Origin of the sequence: Aquaspirillum sp. LM1, from assembly GCF_002002905.1 — a bacterium.
GTDB lineage: Bacteria > Pseudomonadota > Gammaproteobacteria > Burkholderiales > Aquaspirillaceae > Rivihabitans.
This window is the reverse complement of record NZ_CP019509.1, coordinates 1,751,487-1,764,296: the sequence shown is the minus strand read 5'-3', so window position 1 is coordinate 1,764,296 and position 12,810 is coordinate 1,751,487. Positions and strand designations below refer to the sequence as shown.

Sequence of the window (12,810 nt, the reverse complement as noted above, 5' to 3'; positions counted from 1 at the left end):
CAGAAATCCTGTGTAAAACGTGCAAACAAAACGTCCCGCCAAGCGGCGCGCGACAGGCGGGCCGGGTCGGGACAGGGTCAGCGCCGCTGGGCGGCCTTCTCGGCGGCGCGGGCTTTCATCACCTCGGCCACCGTGTAAAACGATCCAAACACGGTGATTCTATCATTTTCGCTGGCTTGCGATGTAGCCAGCTGCCAGGCCTGGGCCACACTGGCCAGTTGGCGCACGTCGCGGGCACCGTGCTCGGCCAGCTTGGCGGCCAGCACGTCTAGCGGCAAGGCGCGTGGGCTGTCCACTGGGGCAATCAGCCAGGTGTCAACATGTTCCAGCATGGCAGCAATCACTGCATCGGCGTCTTTGTCGCCCAGAATGGAAAACACCGCATAGCGGTGCTCGGCAAAGCCCAGGCTCAGGGTGTTGCCGGCCAGTGCGCGGGCGGCGTGCGGGTTGTGCGCCACGTCAAGCACCACCACCGGGCGGCCGGGCAGCACCTGAAAACGGCCCGGCCATTCTACATCCAGCAGGCCGCGACGGATGTCACCCATGCCTACCGGCAGCTGTTGGCGCACCGCTTCCAGCGCCGCCAGCGCCGCGCTGGCGTTGGCCAGCTGATAACCGCCGCGCAGCGCCGGAATCGGCAGGGCAGAGCGGCGGGTGTCACCCAGCCAGAAATTCCATTGCGGGCTGTCGTCGTGCTTGCTGTAGCCAAAGTCCTGGCCAATGCACCACAGCGGTGCACCAATCTGCTGGGCGTATTCAATCACCGAGCGCGGCGGGCGGCTGTCGGCGCAAATGGCTGGCACGCCGGTGCGAAACACCCCGGCCTTTTCCCGGCCAATCGCCTCGCGGTTGCTGCCCAGCCAGTCCAGATGGTCCAGATCGACGCTGACCACCACCGCGCAAGCCGGGTCAAAGGCATTGACGGCGTCCAGCCGGCCACCCAGGCCCACTTCCAGCACAATCACATCCACCTTGGCGGCCAGAAAGGTGTACATCGCCGCCAGCGCAGAAAACTCGAAATACGTCAGCCGGGTGTCGCCGCGCCCGGTTTCCACGGCGGCAAAGCCGGCAATCAGCAAGTCATCGCTGGCCGGCTGCAAGTCGATGGCCACCCGCTCGTTGTAGGCCAGCAGGTGCGGCGAGGTGAAGGTGCCCACCCGGTAGCCGGCAGCGTGCAGGATGGTGGACAGCATCGCCACCACCGAGCCTTTGCCATTGGTGCCGGCGACGGTAATCACCGGGCAGGGCGGCGTCAGGCCCATGGCGTCTTTGACCTGGGCCACCCGGTTCAGGCCCAGGTCGATGCTGTTGATGTTCAGGGATTCCAGCCGACTCAGCCAGTCGGCCAGGGAAGCAGCAGTTGTCATCTAGGATGTTTTCCTGTCAGGGGTGGGCTGAAGCACCACAATGCGGCGCAATGCGCCAGCGCAAATAAACCCGCAACCGGCGCAAGGCGTCGGCTGGGGCAGAGTCCACGGTCAGCAGCAGCGTCTGGCGGCCATGCAGGGTGTCCAGCTGCAGCACCATCAGCCATGGTGAGACATAACTGTCGGCGGCCACGCTCACCGCTTCGGCGTAGCCGGCATGCTGCAGGATCAGCTCGCCACGGGCCGTCACCGCCAGTTCGGGCAGGGCGGCACCCAGCCAGCCGCTTTGCCGGGCGGCGCGCCAGGCGGGCCACAGCAGCAGGGGCGCGGCCAGCAGGCTGGCGGGCGGCGCATGCCAAGCGACCAGTGCCGCCAGTATCAGCACGGCCAGCAGCACCGCCAGTGCATTGCACGAACGCGTCAGCGTCACGGTAAACGGCGTCAGGTCGGCGTGAGCGCCCTGCGACCGCCACGCGTGCTCAGTGGATGGAGGTGTTTTCCAGCGCATCGTCCAGCGAATCAATCACCGTGGAGTGAATTTCAACGTCGAACCATTCCCAGAAGGTTTTCAGCGAACGGTCTTGTGGCCACAGGCTTTCGTCGTCGTACCAGCTGGAGAGTTCCATCTGAAACAATGTTTCAAAGATTTCATCAATATAGGCCACGCCTTCTTCCGGTTCTTCGAATTCCGGAATCAGGATCACCGTGCTGTCGGCCCGCAGGCTGTCCAGCGACAAATCCATATCGTTGTCCGGCACGGCATTGAGCCAGTCGGCAAACGGTTGCTTCGGCTTGATTACCGCCACGGCGCGGTCAACAAAATACATGGTCATACTCCGGCAAACCCCCGGCCAGATGGCCAGGGCAGATCAGGGGGCAGATCGGGACGGGCGCAGTGCAGCGCACCGATCCGGCTGGCGCGTATTGTAGCAGGTGCGCATGCTACAATTTCGCCTTCATTGCCAACCTTAGCACCCCACCATGCCGCTGATTACCGTGGAAAAAGCCTGCCTGGCGTTTGGGCACGTTCCCCTGCTCGACCAGGTTGATTTCAGTCTCGAACCCGGCGAGCGCGTCGGCCTGATTGGCCGCAACGGCGCGGGCAAGTCCTCGCTGCTCAAGGCCATTGCCGGCAGCGTCAAGCTCGACGATGGCCGCATCATTGCCCAGAGCGACGCCCGTGTGGCCTACGTGCCGCAAGAGCCGGTGCTGGATCCGGCCCACACCGTGTTTGAAGCAGTGGCCGAAGGGCTGGGTGATTTGCGCCAGCTGCTGACCGACTATCACCACGCCGTGCAGGCGCTGTCCACCCCGTCCGACGACAACCACGAAGCCGTGCTGGCTGCCATGCAGGTGATCCAGACCGAGCTGGAAGCGCGCCAGGGCTGGCAACTGGAAAGCCTGATTGAAGCCACCCTGTCGCATCTGGGCCTGCCCACCGAACAGCGGGTGGGCGAGTTGTCCGGCGGCTGGAAAAAGCGCGTGGCGCTGGCGCAGGCGCTGGTGTGCTCGCCCGATGTGCTGCTGCTGGACGAACCCACCAACCACCTGGACATTGCCGCCATTGAATGGCTGGAAACCCTGCTGAAGAACTTTGCCGGCAGCGTGCTGCTGATTACCCACGACCGGCGCTTTCTGGACAATGTCGCCACCCGGATTATTGAGCTGGATCGGGGCATCTTGCGCAGCTATCCGGGCAGCTTCAGCGCCTACCAGACGCGCAAGGCCGACGAACTGGCGGTGGAAGCCGAGCAAAGCCGCAAGTTTGACAAGTTTCTGGCCCAGGAAGAAGTGTGGATCCGCAAGGGCGTGGAGGCGCGGCGCACCCGCAACGAAGGCCGGGTGCTGCGCCTGGAGCAATTGCGCCGCGACCGCGCCGCCCGTCGCGAACGTGTCGGCCAGGTGAATTTCCGCCTCGACCCCGGCGAGCGCTCGGGCAAGCTGGTAGCCGAGCTGGAGCAAGTCAGCAAGGGCTATGATGGCAAGCTGCTGATTCGCGATTTCACCACCCGTTTGCTGCGTGGCGACCGCATTGGCCTGATTGGCCCCAATGGCGTGGGTAAAACCACCCTGCTCAAGCTGATTCTGGGCGAAATCCAGCCGGACAGCGGTGTGGTCAAGCCGGGCAGCAAGCTGGAAATTGCTTATTTCGACCAGTTTCGCAGTGTGCTGGACGACAATATGGCCATTGTTGATGTGATTGGCGACGGCAAGGATTTTGTCGAAATCGGCGGTCAGCGTCGCCATGTGATGAGCTATCTGGAAGATTTCCTGTTCTCGCCGGCACGGGCCAAAAGCCCGGTCAGCTCGCTGTCCGGCGGCGAACGCAACCGCCTGTTGCTGGCCCAGCTGTTTACCCGCCCGGCCAATGTGCTGGTGCTGGACGAACCGACCAACGATCTGGATATCGACACGCTGGAACTTCTGGAGCAATTACTGGCCGATTACGGCGGCACGGTGTTTCTGGTCAGCCATGACCGGGCGTTTCTGGATAACGTCGCCACCCAGGTGATTGCTTTTGAGGGCAATGGCCAACTGATGGAATACCCCGGCGGCTACAGCGACTGGGTCAACACCCAGGCGCGCATGGCCGAACTGGCCGCGCAGGCCAGCCGGACGGTGACGGTCAACAGCGTCAGCGACAAACCCGCCGACAAGCCTGACAACAAGGCACGCCCGGCCCGACGCGACAGCAATAAGCTCAGCTACAACGAAACCCGCGAACTGGAGCGCCTGCCGGATGAGATTGCCGAGCTGGAAGCCGAACAGGCCGCGCTGCAGGAAGCCTTGCTCAACCCGGATATCTACAAAACCGACCCGAAACAGGCGCACGAATGGCAACTCCGCGTGAACGAAATCGATACCCTGTTGCTGGACAAACTGGCGCGCTGGGATGCGCTGGAAAGCCGGGCCAGCTAAGCGCTGCCTGGCCGCGCGCGGCCATGCTGCTGGGCGTGCTGGCGCTGTTTGGCCTGGGGGCCTGCTCCAGCAGCAGCCCACCGCCACACAAACCCGCCCCCACTGCCAGCAAGCCCAAACCACCGCGCACCGCCAGCGCCAGGCCCAACGCCAACCGCAGCCTGGCCAATCTGCAGGCGTCGGGCGACGCGCGTGAAGTGGTGATGTACGCGCTGGGCCTGCTGGATGTGGGCTATAAGTTTGGCGGCAGCAACCCGGAAGCCGGGCTGGATTGCAGTGGCATGGCGGCGTTTATCTATAAAAACGCCGTGAATGTCAGCCTGCCGCACAACGCCAAACAAATTGCCGAGAGCACCAAGCCGATTGCACTGAGCAAAATGCGCGCGGGCGATATGGTGTTTTTCAACACCATGAACCGGCCATTTTCCCATATGGGCATTTATATTGGTGATGGCAAGTTTATCCACGCCCCGCGCACCAACAGCAATATCCGGGTGGACACCCTGGCCTCCGGCTACTTTGCCGACCGGCTGGAGGGCGCACGCACGGTGTTTGACTGACTGGCGGGAGCCCAGACCGCGCCACAGCGGTGCGTCGCGGGGGCCTGCATGGCGGGACGGTCGTGAGTGCTCATACCCGCTGCACGCTGTGGATGCTACTGGATTCCCGCCTGCGCGGGAATGACGCGGTGGGGCGCGGTGGGTGGTTCGCTGTGGCAGAGTAAGGTTTTGTTTTAACAGAAATTAAACCGAGATGCCCTGCATAAACGTGCTCGTATGAATCCTGGTATTTTAACGTGACGGGCGGCTAGACCGCTTTCGGCATGAACCTCACCCGACTTGTCGTTCCCGCGCAGGCGGGAACCCAGACCGCGCCACAGCGTGCATCATGGGGGCCTGCATGGCGGGACGGTCGTGAGTGCTCATACCCGCTGCACGCTGTGGATGCCCCTGGATTCCCGCCTGCGCGGGAATGACGCGGTGGGGCGCGGTGGGTGGTTCGCTATGGCAGAGTAAGGTTTTGTTTTAACAGAAATTAAACCGAGATACCCTGCATAAACTTGCTCGTATAAACCCTGGTATTTCAACGTGACGGGCGACTAGCGGCTCTTAGCCCAGCGCCGCCGCCAGCAGTGCCTGGGTGTATGCCGCTTGTGGCGCGGCAAACACCTGCGCTGCCGGGCCGCTTTCCACCACCCGGCCCTGGTGCAGCACCAGCACATCGTGCGCCATCGAGCGGATCACCGCCAGATCGTGGCTGATGAACAGATAGGCCACGCCATAGCGCTGCTGCACCTCGCGCAGCAGGGTCAGCACCTGATGCTGGATCGACACGTCCAGTGCCGAGGTGGGTTCATCCAGCAGCAACAGTTGCGGGCGCAAAATCAGCGCGCGGGCAATGGCAATCCGCTGGCGCTGCCCGCCGGAAAACTCGTGCGGATAGCGTTGCAGGCAGTCTGCCGCCAGTCCCACTTCTTCCAGCATCGCCCGTACCCGCGCCAGCCGGGCGTCGGCCCCCAGCTGCGGTTCGTGCAGCGCCAGCCCTTCTCCTACAATTTCGCCCACCGTCATCCGCGGCGACAGGCTGGCAAACGGATCCTGAAACACCACCTGCGCCTGCCGGCGCAAGGCGCGTAAGGCTTTGGCCGGCAAGGTGGACACGTCCTGCCCGGCCACCACCACCCGGCCCGAGGGCCGGCTTTCCAGCAGGCGCAGCAGCGCCAGCCCCAGCGTGGTTTTACCCGAGCCGGATTCACCGACAATGCCCAGGGTGTGTCCGGCGCGCAGGCGCAGGGAAATATCGTGCAGCACCGGCGTTTGCCGGGTTCGCCACCAGCCGCTGCGCTGGCTGAACGCCAGCGACACCGATTCGGCGCGCACCACGTCGGCGGCTTGCGGCGTGCCTTCGCTGTTGGTCAGCGCAGGCGGGCGGCTGTCGAGCAACTGGCGGGTGTAGGGATGCTGCGGACGGGCAAACACGTCGGTTACTGTACCGGTTTCCACAATTTGCCCGGCTTGCATCACCGCCACCCGGTCGGCAAACCGGCGCACCAGATTCAGGTCGTGGGTAATCAGCAGCACGGCCATGCCGAACTCGCGCTGCACATCGGCCAGCAGCGCCAGAATCTGTGCCTGGACAGTCACGTCCAGCGCGGTGGTGGGTTCGTCGGCAATCAGCAGCTTGGGCCGGCACGCCAGCGCCATGGCTATCATCGCCCGTTGACGCTGGCCACCAGACAGCTGAAACGGATAGCTGTTGACCTTGCGCTCCGGTTCGGGAATCCCGGTGCGCGCCAGCAGGGCAATGGCTTCGGTGTGCGCCTGACGGGCGTTCATGCCCAGGTGTTCGCTCAGCGCTTCGGTGATCTGGTTGCCAATGGTGTAGAGCGGATTCAGCGCGCTCATTGGCTCCTGAAAAATCATCGCCACCTCGCGCCCGCGCACGCTGCGCATTGCCCGCTCTGGCAAGGCCAGTACATCACGGCCTTCCAGCAGAATCTGGCCCTGATAGCCGACATCGCGGTTCAGCCGCAAAATGGCCTGCGCGGTGACGGTTTTGCCCGAGCCGGATTCGCCCACCAGCGCCAGTTTTTCGCCATGTGCCACCGTCAGCGACACCTCGCGCACCACATCGACCGAGCCAAAGCGCACGCCAAGCTGATGCAGATGAAGCAGGGGGGCGGTGGGGTCGGACATGGCTCGGGCGCTCGCGAGATAAAGAAGATAAGCAGGACGAGCAGTATACGACAGCCCTGGCGGCGGCGGTGAGGCTGCATCAGGCCAGCATGGCGCAGCGTGGGGTGAAGCGCGCAGGCTCAAAGACGGCGAGCCCACGCGCACGGCAGGGCATCAGCGCTCGGAGAACTGCTCAATCCACAGCAGATTGCCTTCCTGAGCGCTGATGATGTAAGTGGCCTGGCCATTCTGGCTGGCCTGGCCCTTGGCCAGCCGGGCATCCCAGTGCGCGCCACGCCATTGCACGCGGGCCTGTTGCGGGCTGAGCCATTGCTCCACTTCCACGGTTTGGCCGATGACTTCCAGCGCTTCCAGCGGGCGGCGCTGCTGTTTGAGCTGATATTGCCACAGCTGCCAGCAACCCAGGGCTGTCAGACTGATGGTCAGAAATATTTGGCCAGGCAGGTCGAGATAGCCCCCCACGCCGGCCAGCCCGGCCAGCATGGCAGCCACACCGGCCACCAGCAGGTAGAACGTGCCAAATATCATCTCGATCACCAGCGCAAATGCCGCCAGAACGAACCAAAAGTAGGGAACATGCATGATGGACATCCTTAGTTAGGCTATGAGAACGCTCACGGATAAACGGCGCATCGTGCGGCTGAACCGGTTACGTTGACGCCGACCGGTATTCGCCAATGGAATAACGGATGCGGCAGTATAGGCGTTGAGGATGCGCTGAGCAATTCGTAAAACTACTTGTCATACCCCTGGCAGATAAAAAAACACCGCGCTGCCGAAATGCTCGGAAACGCGGTGTCAAGGGCATGTTGTCCATCACAACACACGATGCACACAGCCTGCCGCCGCCATGCTGGCGACAGGCATTCAGGATTTAAAACGCAAAGTGCGCTTCATCCAGCTCCATCAGCGGCTTGGCGCCGGCCTTCAGGGTGACCATCAGGCTGTGCACTTCCGGGAACAGCTTGGCAAAGTAGAAGCGGGCCGTAGTCAGTTTGGCATCGTAGAAAGCCTTTTCGCCGCTGCCGGCGTCCAGTTTTTCCAGCGCTACCTTGCTCATCCACAGCCAGAAGAAACCATAGGTCAGGTGGCCAATCAGGCGCAGGTAGTCGGTGGCGGCAGCGCCGGCTTCGTCGCGGTTCATCATCGACTGCATGCCCACATGCATGGTCACGTCGCCTACGTCCTTCAACAGCTTGGCCAGTGCATCAACCATGTCTTTCAGACGCGAGTCGTTGCTGTTGGCTTCGCAGAACTTGTGCACCTGCTTGGTGAACTTGCGCAGCTTCTGGCCTTGGTCCATCAGCACCTTGCGGCCCAGCAGGTCGATGGCCTGGATCCCGTTGGTGCCTTCGTAGAGTTGCGAGATGCGGCAGTCGCGCACCAGCTGCTCCATGCCCCATTCGCGGATAAAGCCATGGCCGCCAAACACCTGCATGCCCATATTGGTGGCGGTGTAGCCGTTGTCGGTCATGAAGGCCTTGGCCACCGGGGTCAGCAGTGCCACCAGGTCGGCGGCGTCGGCGCGGGCTTGCTCGTCAGCGGATTTTTCTTCGATGTCCAGTTGCAGTGCCAGCCAGGCAGTCATGGCGCGGCCCGCTTCGGTGTAGGCTTTTTGCGTCAGCAGCATGCGACGCACGTCCGGATGGACGATGATCGGGTCGGCGGCTTTTTCCGGGGCTTTCGGCCCGGTCAGTGCGCGCATCTGCAGGCGTTCGCGAGCATAAGTCAGCGCGCCCTGGAAGGCGGCTTCACCCAGGCCCAGGCCTTGCATGCCGCAGCCCAGACGGGCGGCGTTCATCATGGTGAACATGCAGGCCAGGCCCTTGTCGCGTTCGCCAATCAGATAGCCCTTGGCACCGTCGAGGTTGATCACCGCCGTGGCATTGGCCTTGATGCCCATCTTGTGTTCCAGCGCGCCGCAGGCCACCGGATTGCGGCTGCCGTCGGCGTGGAACTTCGGCACGATAAACAGCGAAATGCCCTTCACGTCCTTCGGAGAATCCGGCAGGCGGGCCAGCACCAGGTGAATGATGTTGTCGCTCAGGTCGTGCTCGCCGGCGGAGATGAAGATTTTGGTGCCGGTGATGCTGTAGCTGCCGTCACCGTTCGGTTCGGCCTTGGTTTTCAGCAGGCCCAGGTCGGTGCCGCAGTGTGGTTCGGTCAGGCACATGGTGCCGGTCCAGCTGCCATCCACCAGCTTTGGCAGGTAAGTAGCTTTTTGTTCTTCCGTGCCATGGGCGTGGATGGCCGAGTAAGCGCCGTGGCTCAGGCCGGGGTACATCGACCAGGCCACGTTGGCCGAGCATTGCATTTCCATCATCGGGAAAGCCAGTACCTTGGGCATGCCCTGGCCGCCATAGGCCGGGTCACAGTCCAGGCCGGTAAAGCCCAGCTCGCAGTATTGCTGGTAGGCGTGCTTGAAACCGGTCGGGGTGGTGACGCTGTGGTCAGCCGGGTTGAAGCTGCAACCCTCTTCGTCGGCGGCGCGGTTGATTGGGGCCAGTTCGTTTTCGCAGAACTTGGCCGCAGCTTCCAGGTAGGACGCGAACACATCCTGCGTGGCTTCTTCGTAGCCAGGCAGGGAAGGAATCACGTTTTGAACCTGAATCACCTCGTTCAGAACAAAATCAAAATCGCGCAGCGGGGCTTTGTATGCAGGCATGATGTCTCTCCGTGTAGGTTCGCCGTCCTTGCTGGATGGCGTGTTGGCGGGGTAAATGTAATGGCAAAACCGGGCAGTGGCAACTGTTTTTCAAACGAATGTTTTAAGTGTATGTTTCTGGCCACAGTTCTACCCGACATTCCCCTGCCTGTCATGGCACAATAGCACTCGGACACCGGCTTGGCAGCGAGGGTGTGCTGCGTAATCATGCTGCGCTGCCAATGGGTTTATTGCCGACGCACCAGCCTCCCAAGCTGGTGCGTCGCGTCTGTCACGGCGACGCACCGGGCCGGGTGTACTGCCGGCTTACTTCACCCGCACGCCGTCGGCGTCTTCGACCACCACGTTCACCTGTACCCCGCTCTGAATGCTCTGCGACACGGTGCAAAAACTCTCGAATGTCTCCAGCACCCGTTGCAGATGCTCCATTTCCACCGCCTTGCGGCCCAGTTGCAAGGTCACATTGATGGTACTCATGCGCAGGCGGCCTGCTTCATTGCGTTCAATCACCCCGCTGGCTTCAGCGCGGATCGGGTCGGGGTTTTGCTTGAATTTGCGCAGGGAAAACAGCAGGCTGGCGGCCAGACAGTTGGCGGCGGCAGACACCAGCAGATGACTGGGTGCCGGACCCAGGCCGTGGCCCAGCGGTTCTGGTTCGTCGGCCAGCAGGCTGGGCAGGTTGGGGCCAAAATCAATCAGAAACTGGTAGTCGGCCTGCTGGGTCAGGGTAATGCGGATTTCGCCTTGGCTCATGGATGTTCCTTTTTGCGGGGTTGGCGTGGCTGCACGGTGCGCAGCGGGTGATGGGGGCCTTGACGCTACTCTGGCCGGCGCAAGCCATGCAGCTGGCTGGCCTGGTGGCGGGCGTCGTCTTCGGTGTGCAGGTATTTCCGGGTGGTCTGAATGGTGCTGTGGCGCAAGTTCTGGCTGACCACCAGCAGCGGCACGCCAGCGTCCAGCTGATGCGAGGCGGCGGTATGGCGTAGCCAGTGGGTGGAGGCGGCCAGCAGGGTGTCGGCCTGAGCCGGATAGCGTTCGGCTGCCAGGCGGAACACTTGTTTGACAATCAGGTAAATCGCCTTGTCGCTCAGCGTGTCCAGCGCGCCAGGGCGGTTGACCCGGCCCACCAGCGGGGTGAGTTCGCCAGGGCTGGGTAAATCGCTCAGGCCACAGTGCTGGCGGTAGCGCTGCAGCGCGGCCAGCAGCGCATCGCTGACCGGAATATCGCCCTGCTTGTTGCCCTTGCCCACCACCCGCCACCACCACAAACCCTTGCGCTGAAACCAGTCGCCCATCACCGCCTGCGCCACTTCGGAGCGACGCGCCCCGGTCAGATACAGCAGGTGCAGCAGCCAGCGCGCCCGTTCGTAGTGCTGAATATCGCGCGGGCCATGCTGGGGCAGTGCGTCCAGCGTGTCCAGCACCGCACGCCAGCTGGATGCTTCCAGATAGCGCTCCACGGTGGGCGGGCCTTGCAGCGCGCGTTTGCTGCGCCGGGCCAGCGCCAGCGGGTTGGCATGCAGGTAGCCGGCGTCGAGCAGGTACTGAAACAGCGCCCCGAGGATGGTCATGGCCTGACGCACGCTGGACGCTGCCAGCGCGCCGGTAAATGGCCGCCAGTCGGGGTGCTGGCGTGGCCGTGCCGGGCCAATCCAGCGCGCTGCCGGCTGCGGGTTGCCTAAAAACTGCTGGTAATCCAGCACGTCTTCCCGTCCCAGTCCGGCCAGCGCCTGGCCACGGCCTTCGCACCACAGCAGCAGCCGCTCGGCCTCCTTGCGGTAATTGTTAAAGGTATGTGGCGAGTCCTGATATTCGCGCAACCAGGTGATCACCGCTTCGGCATCGCTGCGCGCGGCAATCAGTCGTGGCCGCCCGCCCGTCAGCGGGCGTTCGGCCAGCTCGGCGCTGAACGCAGAAAAGGGGCGGGGCAGTTCAATGGAGTTCATGGTGCAATTATCCGGTGAAACCGGTTTGGGAGCGAGCGCAAGGCGCTGGCGCTTACCAGGCTCAGCCCTGGCCGGCGTCAGTGGTCTGGGCTGACGCCATCAAGCTGCGTGGCGGGCCGGTGAACTGGCTCAGCCATTCCTGCAGCAGCGCCTGCCGCCCCCGACTTTCTGCCAGCGCCTGTTGCGCCTCGCCCAGTTGCTGCTGCAAGACGTGCTGCTGCTGATTGAGTTGCTGGCATTGCTGCTGCCAGCGCTGGTGTTGCTGCTCGCTGTCGGCCAATTGGGCCAGCAGCTGTTCGCGCTCGCCGTGCAAGGCGGTGAGCTGGGCGGACAGGCGCAGTTCGCGTTTTTCCATATCTTCCCGCAGCTGATTCTGGCTGATTTCCCATTGTTGACGTGCTTCGCGCAGACCGGCGCGTTCGGCTTCGATTTGTCCGTACAAATGCACGCGCAGGCCATCCAGCCGCTCGTACGCCAGCGCTTCGCGTTGCTCGGCGTCCTGCTTGGCGCTGGCCAGCGCCGCATCCAGGCGTTGCTGTGCCTGCGTTTCCTGCTCGGCCAGTGCTTCGCGGTGGCGTTGCAGCCATTCGGCCTGACGGCGCTGGCTGTCTTCCTGTTGTGCCTGCAAGGCCTGGCATTGCTGACCCAGCGCCTCGGCCTGCGCCTGGGCGCTGGCCAGCGCATGCTCCAGCCCGCGTTCGCGTTGCAGGGTGGCGTCATGGTTGAGCTGCAGCTGATGCAGCTGCTGTTCGAGCTCGGCCTGGCGCTGCTCGGCCTGGCTGGCGCGCTGACGGGCCGCATCGGCGTCGGCCAGCGCTTCGGCACGCACGCTGTCCAGTGCGCTGTCGGCCTGCTGACACGCCTGCTGCCAGATGCTTTCCATCGCTTCCTGCAGGGCCACTGGCCAGTCGGGCCGCCGGCCTGTGGTGGATAGGCGCGACAAGAAGGTTTGCCGCCACACCTTGAGTGCTTCGTTGATGGTGGTGTTGGAGCCACTGCCCAGCCGGGTACGAACTTCCAGCACGGTGGGCCACTTGCCTTCTGCCACCAACTGGGTGGCGACGTCGGCAATGCGTAAATAACTGGCGGAATGGGGGGTCATGGTTGGGTATGGAGGTCTTGGTGGCGATAGGTGTAAATATATTACGTATTACATGATTTACACAATGTTTATTACACACTATTTCCTATTATCGAAATAATAGGAAGTTTTTTGG

General features: G+C 63.0%; 11 protein-coding genes. 2 read left to right on the top strand and 9 right to left on the bottom strand.

Features of this window, described 5'->3' with window-relative positions; genetic code table 11:
* Window positions 1–77 precede the first annotated feature (77 nt).
* Genes folC through BXU06_RS07515 form a run of 3 tightly spaced genes read right to left on the bottom strand, consistent with a single transcriptional unit; the run spans window position 78 to window position 2,194 of the window.
* Window positions 78–1,367, bottom strand: coding sequence for a bifunctional tetrahydrofolate synthase/dihydrofolate synthase (gene folC / locus BXU06_RS07525; RefSeq protein WP_077298312.1), 1,290 nt, complete (start codon window positions 1,365–1,367; stop codon window positions 78–80).
* Between the two features lie 16 nt (window positions 1,368–1,383).
* Complete coding sequence (locus BXU06_RS07520) at window positions 1,384–1,797, bottom strand: protein YgfX (protein WP_150125143.1); 414 nt, start codon at window positions 1,795–1,797, stop codon at window positions 1,384–1,386.
* Window positions 1,798–1,846: 49 nt separating this feature from the next.
* Entirely contained in the window at window positions 1,847–2,194 is a 348-nt protein-coding gene (locus BXU06_RS07515; protein WP_077298308.1) for a hypothetical protein, read from the bottom strand.
* A 154-nt stretch (window positions 2,195–2,348) separates the two neighbouring features.
* Between BXU06_RS07515 and BXU06_RS07510 the strand changes: the two genes are divergently transcribed.
* Both BXU06_RS07510 and BXU06_RS07505 read left to right on the top strand, forming a co-directional pair.
* The gene (locus BXU06_RS07510; protein WP_077298306.1) at window positions 2,349–4,286 is read left to right on the top strand and encodes an ATP-binding cassette domain-containing protein; all 1,938 of its coding nucleotides are present in this window, start codon (window positions 2,349–2,351) and stop codon (window positions 4,284–4,286) included.
* Window positions 4,287–4,309: 23 nt separating this feature from the next.
* Window positions 4,310–4,846 (top strand): C40 family peptidase, encoded by a 537-nt coding sequence (locus tag BXU06_RS07505; RefSeq protein WP_077298304.1) that lies wholly within the window; start codon window positions 4,310–4,312, stop codon window positions 4,844–4,846.
* Window positions 4,847–5,395: 549 nt separating this feature from the next.
* Here BXU06_RS07505 and BXU06_RS07500 read toward each other — a convergent pair.
* The 6 genes from BXU06_RS07500 to BXU06_RS07475 all read right to left on the bottom strand — a co-directional run bounded on the left by BXU06_RS07500 (window position 5,396) and on the right by BXU06_RS07475 (window position 12,695).
* Complete coding sequence (locus BXU06_RS07500; protein WP_077298302.1) at window positions 5,396–6,982, bottom strand: ABC transporter ATP-binding protein; 1,587 nt, start codon at window positions 6,980–6,982, stop codon at window positions 5,396–5,398.
* A 153-nt stretch (window positions 6,983–7,135) separates the two neighbouring features.
* Window positions 7,136–7,564 (bottom strand): NfeD family protein, encoded by a 429-nt coding sequence (locus BXU06_RS07495; RefSeq protein WP_171982150.1) that lies wholly within the window; start codon window positions 7,562–7,564, stop codon window positions 7,136–7,138.
* 292 nt (window positions 7,565–7,856) lie between these two features.
* Window positions 7,857–9,647 carry an acyl-CoA dehydrogenase C-terminal domain-containing protein gene (locus BXU06_RS07490; protein WP_077298298.1) on the bottom strand — a complete coding sequence of 597 codons (1,791 nt, stop codon included), beginning with the start codon at window positions 9,645–9,647 and terminating at the stop codon, window positions 7,857–7,859.
* A 306-nt stretch (window positions 9,648–9,953) separates the two neighbouring features.
* Entirely contained in the window at window positions 9,954–10,400 is a 447-nt protein-coding gene (locus tag BXU06_RS07485) for an OsmC family protein (protein ID WP_077298296.1), read from the bottom strand.
* A 65-nt stretch (window positions 10,401–10,465) separates the two neighbouring features.
* Window positions 10,466–11,593 (bottom strand): tyrosine-type recombinase/integrase, encoded by a 1,128-nt coding sequence (locus tag BXU06_RS07480; protein ID WP_077298294.1) that lies wholly within the window; start codon window positions 11,591–11,593, stop codon window positions 10,466–10,468.
* Window positions 11,594–11,654: 61 nt separating this feature from the next.
* Entirely contained in the window at window positions 11,655–12,695 is a 1,041-nt protein-coding gene (locus tag BXU06_RS07475) for a DNA-binding protein (RefSeq protein ID WP_077298291.1), read from the bottom strand.
* Between the last annotated feature and the right edge of the window lie 115 nt (window positions 12,696–12,810).